This window comes from Methylosinus sp. H3A (assembly GCF_015709455.1).
Lineage (GTDB): Bacteria > Pseudomonadota > Alphaproteobacteria > Rhizobiales > Beijerinckiaceae > Methylosinus.
In genome coordinates this window covers 137,052-151,543 of the sequence record NZ_JADNQW010000007.1, presented here as the reverse complement: position 1 = coordinate 151,543, position 14,492 = coordinate 137,052, and the positions used below count along the sequence as shown (strand labels likewise).

Annotated in this window: 14 protein-coding genes and 2 pseudogenes; 10 read left to right on the top strand and 6 right to left on the bottom strand. The window is 63.9% G+C overall.

Features of this window, described 5'->3' with window-relative positions; all coding sequences use genetic code 11:
- Positions 1-80 precede the first annotated feature (80 nt).
- From gspM to IY145_RS26025, 7 genes are all read left to right on the top strand, one after another.
- Positions 81-635: a type II secretion system protein GspM gene (gene gspM, locus IY145_RS24570; RefSeq protein ID WP_196410887.1), complete on the top strand. Its 555-nt coding sequence runs from the start codon at positions 81-83 to the stop codon at positions 633-635.
- A complete protein-coding gene (locus IY145_RS24565; RefSeq protein WP_196410886.1) occupies positions 632-1,090 on the top strand; it encodes a hypothetical protein in 459 nt (152 codons plus the stop codon). Before gspM ends, IY145_RS24565 begins: the two co-directional genes overlap by 4 nt.
- Positions 1,091-1,199: 109 nt before the next feature.
- Positions 1,200-1,661 carry a hypothetical protein gene (locus IY145_RS24560; RefSeq protein ID WP_196410885.1) on the top strand — a complete coding sequence of 154 codons (462 nt, stop codon included), beginning with the start codon at positions 1,200-1,202 and terminating at the stop codon, positions 1,659-1,661.
- Positions 1,658-2,398, top strand: a complete 741-nt coding sequence (locus IY145_RS24555; protein WP_246722430.1) for a lytic transglycosylase domain-containing protein — start codon at positions 1,658-1,660, stop codon at positions 2,396-2,398. The genes IY145_RS24560 and IY145_RS24555 overlap by 4 nt, the downstream gene beginning before the upstream one ends.
- A gap of 49 nt (positions 2,399-2,447) precedes the next feature.
- The gene (locus IY145_RS26030; protein WP_246722429.1) at positions 2,448-2,822 is read left to right on the top strand and encodes a hypothetical protein; all 375 of its coding nucleotides are present in this window, start codon (positions 2,448-2,450) and stop codon (positions 2,820-2,822) included.
- A 70-nt stretch (positions 2,823-2,892) separates the two neighbouring features.
- Positions 2,893-4,203, top strand: a complete 1,311-nt coding sequence (locus IY145_RS24545) for a glycosyltransferase family 2 protein (protein ID WP_196410884.1) — start codon at positions 2,893-2,895, stop codon at positions 4,201-4,203.
- A 264-nt stretch (positions 4,204-4,467) separates the two neighbouring features.
- Entirely contained in the window at positions 4,468-4,620 is a 153-nt protein-coding gene (locus IY145_RS26025) for a DDE-type integrase/transposase/recombinase (protein WP_409455332.1), read from the top strand.
- Positions 4,621-4,914: 294 nt separating this feature from the next.
- On the opposite strand, the gene IY145_RS24535 is transcribed toward IY145_RS26025, so the two are convergent.
- From IY145_RS24535 to IY145_RS24525, 4 genes and pseudogenes are all read right to left on the bottom strand, one after another.
- The gene (locus IY145_RS24535) at positions 4,915-6,003 is read right to left on the bottom strand and encodes a MerR family transcriptional regulator (protein WP_196410883.1); all 1,089 of its coding nucleotides are present in this window, start codon (positions 6,001-6,003) and stop codon (positions 4,915-4,917) included.
- Between the two features lie 427 nt (positions 6,004-6,430).
- Positions 6,431-7,141 carry a class I SAM-dependent methyltransferase gene (locus IY145_RS24530; RefSeq protein ID WP_196410882.1) on the bottom strand — a complete coding sequence of 237 codons (711 nt, stop codon included), beginning with the start codon at positions 7,139-7,141 and terminating at the stop codon, positions 6,431-6,433.
- A gap of 20 nt (positions 7,142-7,161) precedes the next feature.
- A pseudogene (locus IY145_RS26680) lies at positions 7,162-7,359 on the bottom strand (ISL3 family transposase); the annotation flags it as partial.
- Positions 7,352-8,677, bottom strand: a complete 1,326-nt coding sequence (locus IY145_RS24525; protein ID WP_196410881.1) for a hypothetical protein — start codon at positions 8,675-8,677, stop codon at positions 7,352-7,354. The gene IY145_RS24525 and the pseudogene IY145_RS26680, both read right to left, overlap by 8 nt.
- 57 nt (positions 8,678-8,734) lie before the next feature.
- Between IY145_RS24525 and IY145_RS24520 the strand changes: the two genes are divergently transcribed.
- The 3 genes and pseudogenes from IY145_RS24520 to IY145_RS26015 all read left to right on the top strand — a co-directional run bounded on the left by IY145_RS24520 (position 8,735) and on the right by IY145_RS26015 (position 10,652).
- Positions 8,735-9,277: a hypothetical protein gene (locus IY145_RS24520; protein WP_196410880.1), complete on the top strand. Its 543-nt coding sequence runs from the start codon at positions 8,735-8,737 to the stop codon at positions 9,275-9,277.
- A 252-nt stretch (positions 9,278-9,529) separates the two neighbouring features.
- Positions 9,530-9,953 (top strand): annotated as a pseudogene (locus IY145_RS26020) (integrase); the annotation flags it as partial.
- A gap of 333 nt (positions 9,954-10,286) precedes the next feature.
- Entirely contained in the window at positions 10,287-10,652 is a 366-nt protein-coding gene (locus IY145_RS26015; protein WP_246722428.1) for a DUF6481 family protein, read from the top strand.
- Between the two features lie 438 nt (positions 10,653-11,090).
- Here IY145_RS26015 and IY145_RS24505 read toward each other — a convergent pair whose 3' ends face one another.
- Both IY145_RS24505 and IY145_RS24500 read right to left on the bottom strand, forming a co-directional pair.
- Positions 11,091-12,959, bottom strand: coding sequence for an adenylate/guanylate cyclase domain-containing protein (locus IY145_RS24505; RefSeq protein ID WP_196410877.1), 1,869 nt, complete (start codon positions 12,957-12,959; stop codon positions 11,091-11,093).
- A 274-nt stretch (positions 12,960-13,233) separates the two neighbouring features.
- The gene (locus IY145_RS24500; protein WP_196410876.1) at positions 13,234-14,490 is read right to left on the bottom strand and encodes a PepSY domain-containing protein; all 1,257 of its coding nucleotides are present in this window, start codon (positions 14,488-14,490) and stop codon (positions 13,234-13,236) included.
- Positions 14,491-14,492 lie beyond the last annotated feature (2 nt).

Sequence of the window (14,492 nt, the reverse complement as noted above, 5' to 3'; positions counted from 1 at the left end):
GGGCCCCGACGGCAGGCTCTTCACTTTCAGCATAGAAGCGCGTGTCGCGGCGCGCCTCACTCCGGCGGGAGGATGAAGCGATGCGGCTCGATGATCTTCGGATAAATCGCGAAGAGGGCGCGGCGCTCGGCGCGCTGGCGGGGCTCGTCCTCGTCTGCGGGGCGGCGGCGCTGTTCGCGCTCGCCGGGCGTGGCGGCGCGGCCGAGGAGAACGCCCAGCGTCGCGACGCGCTGGCGCGGCTCGAAGTGGCGCAAAAGCGCGCCGGCGGCCCGGGAGACCGGGGCGTCGCGCCCGAGGCGGCGCTTCTCGCGGCGCCGACCGCGGCGCTCGCCGGCGCGCAATTGCAGGCCTATGTCACGCGCCTCGTCGCGGCCCAGCACGCCGCTCTGACCTCGTCCAACGCCCCGCCGCCGATGGGCAAGGAGGCGGCCGACGCCGTCCAATTGCAGGCGACCTTCGACATGGAGCTCTCGGCGCTGCAGGCGCTGCTCTATGAGCTGGAGGCGGGGACGCCTTATGTCTTCGTCGAGGCGTTCTCGCTCCAGCCGCTGGACGGGGCGCGACGCGGCGGCTCGCAGCCGCTTTTGCGCGTCACCTTGAACCTTCGCGCCCATTGGCGCCGGACGGCGTCATGAGACGCTCGCTGCTCGTCGCTCTCGCCCTTCTCGCCGCCTCGCATGTCCCCGCGCAGGAGACGCCGGCCCACGTCGACGCCAATCCGCTGGCGCGCCAGCCGCTCGAGCGGTTCGCCGCGACGCGCGACCTCCCTTTGTTCTCGCCGAGCCGCCGGCCGCCGCCGACCCCGACGGCTCATCGCGAGGCCGAGCCGCCGCCACCCCCGCCCGAGCCGCCGGCCGTCGTGCTGCTCGGCGTGCTGACCGACGCGCAAGGAACGCGCGCTTTCATCCGGCCCAATCCGATGGACAAGGTTCGCGCCGCTCGCGTCGGTGACGATATAAATGGTTGGAAAATAACACGGATAGAACCGACGCGGATCATTTTTGGGCAGGATGAGCGCAGCAAGACATTCGCCATGTTCGAGACGAGGCGCGTGACGACGAAGACCGCGCGCAAGAATGCGCAGCGCTAAACTTTCGAAAGAATTTTTATGGTGACGCTTCGGGTTTCGCTCTCGCGCATCGTCTCGTGAATAGATCGCGCCCGCATGCGGGCCTATTCACGAGACGACGAGAGTCGCAATGGCGCAACACAGACGATCGCCGCTCTATAGATTGACGGAAGCTCTCGCGAAACGGCTCGGACTCGGGATCGTCGCTACGAGCGCCTTGCTCCATGGAGCCGCGCCGGCACAGGCCGCCGCCTACCACTCGGCGGGCGGCGCTCCCGCCGCATGGCGGGATTACGCATTGCTCGTCGGGCGTCGGGTTCAGGACTGGCTCGGACAGGACAGCGAGCAGACCCGCCGGCTGCGAATGTCCCTGGAAGCGCGCTCGCAGCAGAACGCCTCGCCGTCGACCATCGTGGCGCGTCTCTGGATTCTGGCGAATGGGACGGTCGAGCGCGTCGATTTGGAGGGATTCGATCCTGCGGACGCGGAGGTGTTGCGCGCGCTTCTGACGCGACAGGAGGTGGGCGCGTCGCCGCCGGCCGACATGTCGCAGCCGCTGCATTTGAAACTATCGTTGCAGGCGAAGAATTGAGCGGCGGGACGCATAATGGGAGCGCAGCCGATGCGCGCGCGGCTCTCCTGCTCGTCGCGGCGATGTTCGGCGCGCTCACGGTCGCTTCCCCTCTCGCGGCTGAAGAGACCAGCGATCGAAGCTCGGCGAAGGCGCCGGAAGCGGCGTCGTCGCGGCCGGGCTCGCCAGCGCTCTATCGTGCGCTGGCCGAAAACGAAGCGCGTCGCGCCGGAATGCCTGGCGAGATCGCCGACGCTGTCATGGCCGTCGAGAGCGGCTACGATCCCGGCGCCATAGGATCGGTCGGCGAGATCGGACTCATGCAAGTGCTGCCCTCGACGGCGCGAGCGCTGGGATTCGAAGGTCGGATGGAAGGGCTCGCCGTTCCCGAGACCAATATTCGCTATGGCGTGAAATATCTCGCAGGCGCCTGGCGGCTCGCTGGCGGCGATCTCTGCACGGCGGTCATGAAATATCGCGCAGGCCATGGAGAGACGCGCTTTTCGCATCGCTCCGTCGATTATTGCCTCGCCGTGCGCGCCAAGCTGATGGCGCGTGGCTATCCGGTCGCCGGAATCGTGCCGATCGCCACCTTCGGAGACGTGACGCCGTCTCGACTCCGCTCGGCGCTCGTCGCCGGATGTCGTCGAAATTGCCTCGCGGCGTCTGGCCGCGCCGAGCTCGATTTCGACGCGATCAACACGCGCCTCGATCATATCGTCATACAAGCGAACGCAAACGCCGTGCGGTTGCGGTAAGGCCCGTAGGCGGCCATGGCTACAAATCAATCGTTCGAAGGGACGAAACATGAGATGTCTCGGTGTCGCTATCCTGATGATGACGCTCGTCGCGCCGTGTCATGCGAACGACGTCGCGACGCCCAACGGAGAAATCATCGTCGGCGGCGGAGCGCCGCCGACGCCTGTGGCTCGAACCTGCGTCGACGTTCAAATCGGCGGCGATCTGGCTTTCGGCTGCCTCAATCGACGGCTGAGGCGCGACGTCGAGCGCGTCCGCCCGATCATCGAGGCGCCTCCCGTAGACGCTCGATCGTCCGACCTGAAGACCGGCGTCGTCAACATGCCGGCCATACGCCAGCAGTATGGGCGGAACTTCGGAATTTCGGCCGTCCCTTACCGCGAGCCGACGGTCAATGCCGGATCGCCGACCTTGCGACGTTGACGTCGCCGCGCTCGCATGGATGCGGGACGCGATGCAGGCGCACGGGTCAATCTGAAGAGTAGAGTCTGTCATGTTGGAAAATTTCTCGCAATTTCAGAAGATAGAAAATGGCGACAATAAAATGCGCCATCTTGCGAACCCGCGTGCGTCCGGCCGCGATCTCGCAGGCCTCTTGCCGTTGGTCAGCATAATCATCACCAATTATAATTATGGCCGTTTCCTGCGCGAAGCGCTCGATTCGGTCTTCGCGCAGACCTATCCGCATATCGAATGCATCATCGTCGATGACGCCTCGACCGACGATAGCGATGTCGTCCTGGAGAGCATTCGTCACCACGAACCGCATGTTCGCATAATATTGCATAAGGACAATTCGGGGCAGACAACCGCGTTCAGAACGGGCCTCGCGGCGAGCTCCGGCGAATATGTCGTCTTTCTGGATGCCGACGACATACTTCTCCCGGCCTTCGTCGAGACGCATCTCTTCGTTCATCTCTCGCTACGGATCGCAGTCGGTTTCACCTCGTCGGATATGTTCCAGTCGACGAACGGCCGCATTGTCAGATCGTCCTTGACCACCCTCAGCGATTACATTGCGGCAGGGCGCGGACTGCGCAAAGAGCGCCTGCGTCGCATCGACGCTCCCGAGTGCGACCTTTGGCCATTCGAACACGCGCCACTCGACGATGTCGAATCTCGCGTGCATTTCGTGGACCCGCTCAGTTCGGAGGATTGGGTCTATGCGCCGACGTCGGGGAATTGCTTCAGGCGAGACGCCCTGACATTGCTTCTCGGCGATGGTCCTCTCATGGATCTTCGATTCCACGGGGATACTTATCTGAACAAAGGCGTGCGGCTTCTGAACGGCGCCGCGCTCATCGATGCGCCCCTCACCATTTATCGAATTCACGGCGGAAACGGATTCGCGAGCCATGCGGAACTCTGCGGAGTCCATAGCGCTGCGCCCTTCAAGGCTTTCAGGGCCGAGTATTTCGCCTGGCGCGCGGTCGTGGATCGTCTGATCGACCATGTGGATGAGCTCGCGGAGCGCGTCGGCGCGGACCGCTATGTCAGGGCTCTCGTTTGCCTGCAAAAATCCTATGTGGACCATCCAGACTTTCAGCAGTTCGAGAGCCTCGCGCGTTATATCGAAAAGCGACTAGAGACGCGGGCGGATTCAATTCGCGCTTGCCTCGGCCTGGACCGGTTCGAACATTTATCGACGAGCGTGAAGCGCAGCAGCAAGCGGCGAGTCCGGGCGAAAAGACGGGAGCCGCGACCCTGGATAAGACCTTTGGCCGAATTGTTCCTGACGGCTGGTCGCTGCTCGACGAGCCTCGTGGCGCTTACGAAGATCGGCGATCGGCTCTGGCATTTCTGAGATCAGACCTGCACTGTCGGCTCTTCGTAGGCCTCCGGCGAGGCACATCGGGCGGCGAGCTTTTTGGCTTGCCGATCGGTGGCCCAGCGCCATGGCGGCAGGCGGCGAGATCTGAGATCTTGTGATCGGCGATGCGGGCCAGCACATCGGCGAGCGCATCCGTACGTAGAGCGCTCGAGCGTTCTCAACCGATTGATCTGACCCTCTGTCTGTTGCTCCAGGGTTCAGCCACGGCATTTTGCAGGCGTTGTCACATTGGTTCTGGTGCGCGCCGTCGACAAGGCGGGAAAGACGGTGGACTTTTTGCTGCGCGCGAAGCGAGATGTCGCGGCCGCCAAAGCGTTTTTCCGTCGTGCGTTCGCGAGCCAAGGACGCCTACCGCGCAAAATCACGCTCGACGGATATCTCCTGAATTGACATGCCAAAGCGCCGTTATTGGTTACGATCCCACCATGCGCCGACATGATCCCGACACGCCTATCGCGGTCGAGCCGACCGTCGTTGCAGCCGAAAGACCGACGCGTGGATCGGTGCGCCGTGGTTTTCCAGCGGCGACGATGGACGCGTCTAAATATTTGCCGAAAAGATTTTCGCGGCCGGCTGCGATTACGCCGGGCGGCGCGCCGGCGCGGTCACAACCGCCTGCCGCGCCGCCATCGTCGCAACGCATTCGCCCGCCGCCGCGGCGCAGACCGATGATTCGGGAGGCTCTCAGGGCAGCGCGCGGAAGAAAAGGCCCCTGATCCGGCCGTCGAGCGCCAGGTCGATGCGCCATTCGGTCGCGCCTTTTTCGAATTGCGCACGATAGACGTCCCAGCCGTTCAGGCCGACGCCGTCGAAACGAACGTCCCGCAATTCACCTTTACCGGCGAGCTCGGCCGCGATCGCCTCCGCTCGCTCGAGCGCCAATGTGGCGAGCGGCTCTGTCATGCGCGCGCAGTCGATCTCTCCACGCTGAGATTCATCGATCGCTCGGCGGATCGCCACTCCGCTGTCTGGCTGCGGCCGATTGTCGTGGATTCTGCGGGTCAGCTCGTCGGCTGCACGCTCGACCTCCGATTCGTCGATCCGTCTCGCCACTAATTCGATACCGTTCTGGTGGTTCGTCAGCGCGTTCGCTGTTCGGTTGCGGTCGATGGAGAACACGATCTGAGCCGGGACGACCTTCAGAAAGAACTCTGTCTCGCTCTCTGGAAAAATCTCATAGCTGGCCTGTCCGGTCACCTGCTCGAAGAGCCGTTTCTCGTCGCGCGTGATCGTTATCGTAAGTCCGACGGCCTCGAAACGGTAAACGCCCACGTAGCGGTCGTAGACCTCGGGATCGATGGGGGTCATCTTGCGCGGGCGCGCCTGCTCGTAGCGGCGCTGCGCGATCAGGTCGAGCGATGTCTGCGTCATTTTCGTCTCCTTTGCGAGTGTAATGAGCTCATCGAGCGAGAGCGTCCTGCCGGCGGAGAGTTTCGTTCGGGCGGCGTTGACCAGCGCCAGCCTCTCGTCGATGCGCTCGCGTTGCTCCGTGAGCGTCGATTGCTGCATCCCCAGAGTCCGTTCGAGATCGACCGCGCGGCCGTCGAGCAGCGCGGCGATGCGCGACAGGCTGAGGCCGAAGCGCTTCAGAGCGAGCACCTCGTGAAGGCGGGCGATTTCCTTTACCCCGTAAAGCCTCCAGCCCTTCGTTGAACGGCGCGGCGTCAGAAGGCCGCGTTGCTCATAGGTTCTGAGGCCGCGGACCGTGACGCCGATGCGCTCTGCGCATTCCGCCGCGGTAAGCAATGTGTCCTTCCGTCTCGACTCTTTCACCAGACAAGCCCTCCTGCTCCCCAGGGTCTAATCTATGACCCAAGGTACGGCGCAAGCGCCATTTTGCGATCTCGGAAGCGGAGCGGCTCGTCGCCCTGTGTCTGGCGGCGCCGGTCGTGACCGTCCCTTTCGTCGCGAATTTCGCAGCAAGCCGCGACCAGGATGATCGACCAGGAGAATAGCGCGCCCGCATCCGAGTCCCATTCCGCTAGTGGCCTACGTCACGATCGCCGGGATCGAGCCGATGCATCGAATCAGGAAAGGTCAATTCGCGCTGAGCAAATTTTGTACGACTGGCAAGACAGCGCCGGCGATCTGGACCTCCGTGCTTGCCGCCTGATCCAAAGAACGCCCGAACCCAACTTCATCGCCGTTCGTGAAATTTGCACCACAGCCCGTTTCCCGACTTGGCTGGCGGCGTCATGAATCAGGGTTTACGTAGCGACGCGATCATCACGATGCGCAGGCCCGAAAAACGATCGGTGAAATTGACGGTGCGCTCGTAGGCCAGCCCCACCAGATAGGTGGGAGTCGAGATGCGGAGATATTCCGGGCGGCCCTCGATCAGTTCGATGCGCTCGACCGCAAACCCAGCGGCCGATGCGAGCCGCCGCACTTGGCTGCCGGAATTGGCGCGGTAGAACGTCGGAAAGGTGTCGAGTTCTTCGCGCCCACGGCGCTTGTTGAACCATTGGTGAAATCGATGCGGCGTAAGGCGCGCGATGAGCGCCATGTAATGATTGCGGTTCGGCGTTTTGAACAGCAAGCGACCGCCCGATTTCAGCACACGAAACGCTTCGGCGAAGACGGTTTCGGGTTCGTCGAGATGCTCCATGACATTGTCCGAGAAGACGAGATCGAACGTCGCGTCGGGATAGGGAATCTTGCCGGCGTCGGCCGAACGCCCCTCGTCGAGATATGGGTTGGATTCGACACGAGGATCGAGGTCCACACCGCACACCCGGCGAGCAATCCCCTGGAAGTTCATCGCCTCGACGATGCCCGCCCCGGCTCCCAGATCGAGGATCTCGGAATCGGCCGACAGCGCTTCCAGGATGCGCCGCCGGAACATAATGTCGTCCCAGTTGCGCACATATCCCAGATAGAAAGTCTGGTCGATCCTGTGGATCAGAGCCATCGAGATCCCTCCACCGCCAGCTCGATCGTCGCCGCGCCGACGGCGGTCTGGATATGGCGCATCGACTTGCGTACGGCTCCGAGGAACGCCTGACTGGCGTTCTCCATCAAATGTCGACGATCAGCGACCTGAAGCGCGTGAGGCAGAGCCCGTCGCGCTGCGATGGCGTAGCTGCCTCGGCGCGCCAGCCATGCTTCGGCGATCGCCGGCTCACGATCTGCAGCGTTCAGAGGCGCTCGATGAACGGGATGTTCTTGAAGCGGGGGCGATTTGCCGATCGAGTGGCCGCTTGTCCCCTAGATGCATGAGGAACAATGGACCGAAGGTAAACAGTCCATCCGCCAAAATCTGGAAGAAATAGCCCCGCGTCTGCATGTAGAAGCCGAAGAATACAGGGACGAGCGCGCACCCGGCGATGCGGGCTTCCCGTCCCAGGCGGTTGAGGCGACGGACGAGATGGATGGCCAGACAGAAATACAAGAATGCCAATATGGGCAGTCCAACCCAGCCGAACTGCAGCAACATTTCCACATGCTGCGGCGCGGCGACGCCGGCCTGTTCGACACCCTCGGTGCTGAAGCCACCCAAATAGTGGGCTAGATAATCTGGCCCAGGCTTGTCCTTCCAGATGAAACTCGGAATGAGACGCGCCAGTCCCACGATCCACGGCTTGCCGAGAACGAGCTCGGGCAACGGGTTGGAGGCGGTGAACGAAAACGCATAGAGCGCCCCGACCTCTCCGCCAAACGAAAACAGGATGTCCGTCCAGCTCATGCCATCGAGCTTAGCGAGGTCGACGCCTTGGCCGTAGGTCCTGGCCTGGCCCATGGCGTTGCCGCCGAGGATCCCGACAATTGTCCCGACGACAATGTAACTCACCCTGATCTTGATACGGCGCATGAGCAGGAAGCTCGCGGCCACGGTGTAGCCCAGGAGGATCAACCGGGTTCGGAAGCCCGTTGTCAGCAGTATCAGGCAGACGACTACCAGGACAACAAGTGACCGCGCGTTGAAATTCTCCCGAATGAGAACGACGAGCGTGAGCGGCAACAGCATCGTGAAGGACATGTTGAGAAAGGAAAAGTCGCTCACCTCCGCCGCGATGGACGCCGAATAATTTTCGTCCGCCATGAGGTTGAGGCGTCCCAAGGCCACGGTGACTGCAATGCCTGCAGCCGCCGACGCTGCGAGAAGCCAGAAAGCCGCATCACTCGACCGACGCTCGACCAATCGAAGCTGCGCCGGATCGACGGCTAGGTCGCCGCGTCCAGCTACGCAGGCCGCGTAAGCTCCCAACGCATACAATAGGACTGCGAAATGCGGCCATTCAAGCGTTGTGAGGGTCATCCCGAAGTGGGATTCGTTGTTTCCCGAGAGTGAGATAGCTGGCATGACGAAGAAATAGGTAATGGCGGTCAGCGCCATCATGCTCGGTAGGCACATTGCTCCTAGTGCGAACCTTCCCGCGGAAGCGACAAAGATTGCCATGAGCAGGACGATCGTCACGATGCCTATTTCTGATGCAACGAGTCCCATGCCTACCTCCCACGACCGCCGCATGAGCTGGACCGCCTATCGGCTCCGAGCAATTCTTTGGCGACGATGACGAGGCGCTCCTCAGGCCTCGTCACTGTAGCGGCAGCCGTGGCTGGCGCTGCGCTCGACATTGCGGCGCGAACCGGCGTGTCGCCGGCGCTTTTCTGGATGGCGTCGGCAATCTCGGGCCCGTCGCGCTCTGGCGCATTGAAGCCCTCGACCACCGAGTCGCTCGATCGGCGAAGGAGCCGCGATGATATAGACGTTGCAGTGGGCGATGTCGGATTGATTTGCCGTGAATCGAAGCTTGCCTGCCCCTCGCAATTCCATGTCGTCGACGTCGAGCGGCGAGTAGCGCCCCGTGACAGGCTCCGATATGCGCTATGCATTGATATCGAACCCAAGCACATCGCGTTTCTTGGCGAATTCGACGGCGAGCGGCAGCCCCACATCGCCGAGACCGATGACAGCTATTTCGAGATCGCGGAGAGCGTTCATCGTACAGCGTCCATTCATAGTGACTCGAGAGAAACATCAATAGAAAAAGGCGCCCCTCGTCATCGGTCGCAGGTGACAGGAGCGATACGCCAAAGCGGATGACACGGTGTTCATATCGAGTTAGTGTCCGGCTTTGCCACGCTACCGCATTACGGGTGATCAGCACTCGGCCCACGGAGGATCGAAAGGCGTGGCCTTCGGCACGGGGGTGACATAGCGCTTGGAGTGTCGACAAATCTATCCGTTCGTATCCGTAAGGCTCCCTGGAAGGCTGTGCTGCAAATTTCACGAACGGCGATGAAGTTGGGTTCGGGCGTTCTTTGGATCAGGCGGCAAGCACCGAGGTCCAGATCGACGGGCGAACAGCTTCCCGTCATGGCGATCCGATTGCGTCGCACGAAAACGTCCTCGGCCGACGCCGGGGAGAGCGTGCTGGTTGTCGGCCGGCCGGTCGGAGCGTTGCGCGCGTGGTTGGCCTTGGCGAAAATCGACGCCGGCCCGCTGTTTCGGCCGATCGACAAATGGGGGAACATCGGCGCCGCCGCGCTCGATCCGCAGAGCGTCAATGTGATGATCAAGAGCCGCTGCTCCGTCGCGGGACTCGATCCGGGAGATACTCGGCGCATGGGCTGAGGTCCGGCTATCTCACCGAGGCGGCCCGCGCCGGTGTCCCCTCCCCGAGGCCATGCAGCAGTCGCGGCATCGCTCCGTGCAGCAGGCGGCGCGCTATTACAACGAGGGCGAAATCATGTGGGGCAGGGCAGCCAGGTTGGCCTGATCGCGAGACGCACGCCGCGCCGTCCGTTTCGATCCACGCGCCCGCACGGGGCGCGACTAGCCGATGAGGCGGCGGGCGAATCGGAGCGGGAGGGCCCGTCATGGTTCGAATCGGGGGCTTTTGGGAGCACTCTCGCGAACAGGCCGGTTACGGAGACGGTTTCCTCGTCTTTCGAGCCGCCCGCTTCACGGGCTGGGCGCGAGCCCTTTACCCGACCGCCCCGCCTCCTCCCCTCCGCGCGACGCCCGTTCAACTAAACTTTGTGCAGGGACCGTGATGCCTTAAGTGTCTCGAACGCAGTGGAGCAATCTAAGTCAGCGAGGACGTGAGGGAATGGCCATTTTTAAGAACGCCGGTTTTGACGAGCGCCGAAGCGCCGCCGAGGCGGCGAAAAAAGCAAAGCTGGAAAAATTTCGCGCCTTGACGGCCCAGATCAACGAGGGCGCGGCCGAGCGGCTGATGGCCCGGCAGGCGATCCTCGCCGCGCGCGAGGCGCGAGCCGAAGAACGCGAAGCCGCCCGCCTCGCCGCCGAAGCCCGCGCGGCGGAAGACCGAGCCGCGCGCGAAACGGTCCTCCAGGCGGAGCAGGCGGAACGCGACGCGAGAGCCGCCGAGCAGGCGGAGCGTGAAGTTGCGTCCGCGGCCGAACGCAAGGCCGCCAGAGACGCACGCTACGCCGCCCGAAAGGCCCGAAAATAGCGACGACCCGGCGTCGGCGTCGCAAACCGTCGACCCTCCAGCCCGCCGGATGAGTCGAAATCGAACGATTGTTTCGAAGAGGGCCGAGAATGGGAATCGCTCGAAACAGTCGCTCATTCGGCGCTTGTCGTCGGCATATGCCGGGAGGCCGACCAGAGATGCGTTCGTTCGTGTCGCAACGGACGCATCCAGGCCGTCGGTTCCCCGTCGCGCTCGAGCTGCCGGGAGGTGAATCGCCACGTCGTCGGCGCCCGTCGCCCGCACGTTCAAGGGCGTCCGAGATTCAGCTCTCTCGTGAGCTTCTCCCAGCAGTCGACGAACTGTCGAGGCTCTTCCAGTTCGAGCGCGGCCGCGGCGGTCGTCTCGAAAGCGAGTCGACCGCCGCCAAACAGCGGGACGCTGTGAGCGCGCTTTCGGCTCGCTCCTCGCGAACGGATGCTATTGTCGACGAAACACGCGGGCCTTCGATTGCTCGCCATTCGAATAGGTCAGCCGCACGGACACGGCTTTCAGTCCCGCGGGCGCTTTCAGATACGGCGCCGCGTCTGCGGGGATGGAATAGGGATTGCGCTCGTCGCAAGGCGGCATGGGCAGAACGGTCGGCGGCTTGTCGTCGAAGCCCAATTCGGCTTTGGCGATCGCGCAGCGATAGCTCATCAACTGCGTGTAGTAGACCAGACGGCCGTCGGGACTGAACGCCGCCCAATTGTTCCAGAACCGCTCGAGAAGGTCGCGGTGGCCGTCGACCAACGCCCGATGCGGATCGAATGAGACGGGAAACGGGCCGACGGCGCGGCTCGAGGCGTCTTCATATTTGATCCAGAGCGTCGACGGCGGCGTGTCGGGGGGCAGATCGAAGGATAGATTGGGCATGAGCCGGCCCGTGCGCTGATCGATCGCCGCCGTTTCGCCGGTCGCCGAAAATTCGCCAGTCTCGCCGAGCCGCCAAGCCAGAGCGACGGCGGGCTCGGGAAGGGAGACCGACACTGTCCAGCCGGCGTTGGAGCGCATGAATTGCGCCGCGGGAGCGCCGCGAGCCGTCGCATGTTCCGCTTCGAGCGCCGCGTGGCGGCGGCGCGCGCGCTCGAGCCATTCGGCGAGCGCCGAATGGTCCAGAAAGAAGGGCGTCAGTCCGCCTTCCGCGTCCGCGGCGAGAAAAGCGGCGAGCGCGGCTTTCTCTTTTCGTCGGTCGCCGATGGTCTGCGCGCCGACCCGGTCATCGGAATACTCGTCCGCGAGAAGCATCTGCGCCGGCGAGAAATCGGGTCGCGCGGCGACGAAAGCCTCGATGCGACGGCGCCGCTCCGCGCCGTCGAACAGCGTTGCATGAACCAGCGCGGCGGCGCCGGAGCCGGTCGCCTCGCGCAGGCGATCATAGGCCTCCCGCGCGCCGGCGCGCCCGTCCTGGGCGCGCAGCAGCGCCGCGAAGCGCAGATGCGCGTCGAGCGCCTCCGTGCCGAGCTCCGCGAGCGCCAGATAATCGCGCCGGGCGGAGGCGGCGTCGCCGCGCGCCTCGAAAGTGCGGGCGTTGTGATAGAGTTCCGGAGCCGTGCGCGCGTCCTGGACGACGCCGCCGGATTTCGCGAGCACGGCATAGGCCTCGGCGGAGTCGGAGGGGGAGAGCCCGACCGGCGCGAACGCCGGCCCGCCGCTATGTTTCGTGAAGGTGAGCGCCGCCGCCGCCGCGATGAGGAACACGCCGGCCGCCGCCGCGGGCGTTCGCCAGCGCGGGGCGGGCTTTGGCGGTGGCGCGAGCCTCGAACCCGGCGCGCGACGCCATTCGCCGGCGACGGTGCCGGCCATATCCACGACGAAGGCATGCACGGGCTGAGGAATATTTTTGACCTCCTGCGCGCCAATGTCGCGGAACGGCACGGAAATCTTGTTGCCGACCTGCTCGAAGACGCTGCGGGAGACGCAAATGCCGCCCGGCTCCGCCAGCCCCTCGAGCCGCGCGGCGATATTGACGCCGTCGCCCAGAAGGTCGCCGTCGCGCTCGACCACATCGCCGATGGTCACGCCGATCCGAAACAGCATCTGGCGACGCTGCGGAACGCCGAGATTTTGGGTTCGCAGCGATTCCTGAATGTCGATGGCGCAGCGGACAGCCTCCACAGCGCTCGGAAATTCGGCGAATACGGCGTCGCCGGCCGTATTGAACACCCGTCCGCCGGCCTTGCCCACGAATTCGTCGAACACCTCGCGACTGGAGGCGAGACGCGCCAGCGCATCCTCCTCGTCTTCCGCGACCAAGCGGCTGTATTGGGCGACGTCCGCGGCGAGAATTGCAGCGATCTTACGTTGCATTGCGAGGATTTCCTACGCACGAAAGGTCGGCGACGACCGGGATCGCCCCGTGGTCGAGCCGCGCTCCACGAAGCTTATTATGACTTACAATCGTCGACTCTGCCGACGCCGTTTTTTCGGCCCGACGATAGGGGATGAAATCCGATCTGCGTAATTGCATTTTGGTCATATACGACCACATCGCTCGATGGAATACCCGAGGCCGACCGTTCGCGTCGCCCTCGGCATGACATCCGCCGGTCGGCGGGCTCCCGCTACTTTGAAAGTCTGGACGTCAGGACCGAGCTCGTCGCTCGATGGCGATAGGAACATGCGCCGATGCGCGCGGATGCCGTCGTCGCGCCACACGCTTCTTCCACCAGATGTAGACGCCGGTGGCCGAGAGCGTCGCGATCACCGCGCCCATAGCGCAAACGAAAATCTTCATCGGCAGACCGAATACGGCGGCCGTGTGCAACGCGGCGAGCCAACGGTCGATCACATCGCCGGCTTTTTCCGAAGCGCTTCCAGTCCATGCCGCCTCGCGCAGAACGCCCGTGTCCGCATCGAAGGTCACTGAGGCTCCAGCGCGCTTCCCAATGTCGAGCGAACTATGTGCGGAAATTGTGTAGACGCCATGCTCGCGATCGAGGGCGATAGACTCCTCGCGCTCGATCGCGAAGCCATTCTGGCGCGCCTGCTCGCCGAGGAGAGCGCGACCCACGTCGCGCGCCTCGCGCCAGTCGAGCCGTGGGCGGTCGAGCGGATTCGCGCGCATGGGCGGGTTCGCGTTCGGCCGCGACAGGCCGAACAGCGCGCGCATCGTCGGCGTATAGACGCCATCGAGGTTGAAGCCGACGCTCGACCAGGCGAAAACGAGCAGCATCGCCCAGGTCCAAAGTCCGAAAGCGCGATGAATGTCGAAATTGATGCGATAGGCGCCGGCGCCGAACTTGATCAGCCAAGCCGGCCTCCAGCGGCTCCACCAGGATTTGGCCGAGGCAATGCGCTTTTCACCTCGCTGCTGCGGTAGGGTGAGATAAGCGGAAACGAAACAGTCTATCGTCCAGACGAGCGCGGTGACGCCGAGCAGATAGGCGCCGAGGCCGCCCGTGCTCGCCGGCAGCGCCAGCGTGTAATGCAGGCGATAGAGGAAGAAGATAATGTCCTTCCGCGCCAGCGAAACCTCGCCCCAATCGCGGGCGCCGAGCTTCTCGCCCGTGTAAGGATCGAGCGAAACGAAGGTCGTGAGAGCGCCGCCTTCCGGCGCTCGCCGGTGGACCCTGATTTCGAATGAGCGGCCCGGCTCGATGCGAAGGGGAGCCGCGTCGATCCTCGCGTCTGGATAGAGCGCGGCGGCGCGTTCGCGCAAGACGAGCGGATCGAGCATAGGCGCGTCACGCGGCGCGACGGTCGCTAGCTCCGGGTTGAGCCAGACGTCCAGTTCCTCGCGAAACGCGAGCACGCCGCCGGTCAGCCCGACGATGACGAGAAACCCCGCCATCGCCAAGCCCGCCCAGCGATGAACCCGCACCCAGAAGGCGCGAGACATCG

Excerpts from the sequence above, each read along its gene's own strand:
- IY145_RS24500 (WP_196410876.1), bottom strand. The coding sequence starts at position 14,490 with ATGTCTCGCGCCTTCTGGGTGCGGGTTCATCGCTGGGCGGGCTTGGCG.
- IY145_RS26030 (WP_246722429.1), top strand. The coding sequence starts at position 2,448 with ATGAGATGTCTCGGTGTCGCTATCCTGATGATGACGCTCGTCGCGCCG.
- IY145_RS24505 (WP_196410877.1), bottom strand. The coding sequence starts at position 12,959 with ATGCAACGTAAGATCGCTGCAATTCTCGCCGCGGACGTCGCCCAATAC.
- gspM (WP_196410887.1), top strand. The coding sequence starts at position 81 with ATGCGGCTCGATGATCTTCGGATAAATCGCGAAGAGGGCGCGGCGCTC.
- IY145_RS24525 (WP_196410881.1), bottom strand. The coding sequence starts at position 8,677 with ATGGGACTCGTTGCATCAGAAATAGGCATCGTGACGATCGTCCTGCTC.
- IY145_RS24530 (WP_196410882.1), bottom strand. The coding sequence starts at position 7,141 with ATGGCTCTGATCCACAGGATCGACCAGACTTTCTATCTGGGATATGTG.
- IY145_RS24565 (WP_196410886.1), top strand. The coding sequence starts at position 632 with ATGAGACGCTCGCTGCTCGTCGCTCTCGCCCTTCTCGCCGCCTCGCAT.
- IY145_RS24545 (WP_196410884.1), top strand. The coding sequence starts at position 2,893 with ATGTTGGAAAATTTCTCGCAATTTCAGAAGATAGAAAATGGCGACAAT.
- IY145_RS26015 (WP_246722428.1), top strand. The coding sequence starts at position 10,287 with ATGGCCATTTTTAAGAACGCCGGTTTTGACGAGCGCCGAAGCGCCGCC.
- IY145_RS24560 (WP_196410885.1), top strand. The coding sequence starts at position 1,200 with ATGGCGCAACACAGACGATCGCCGCTCTATAGATTGACGGAAGCTCTC.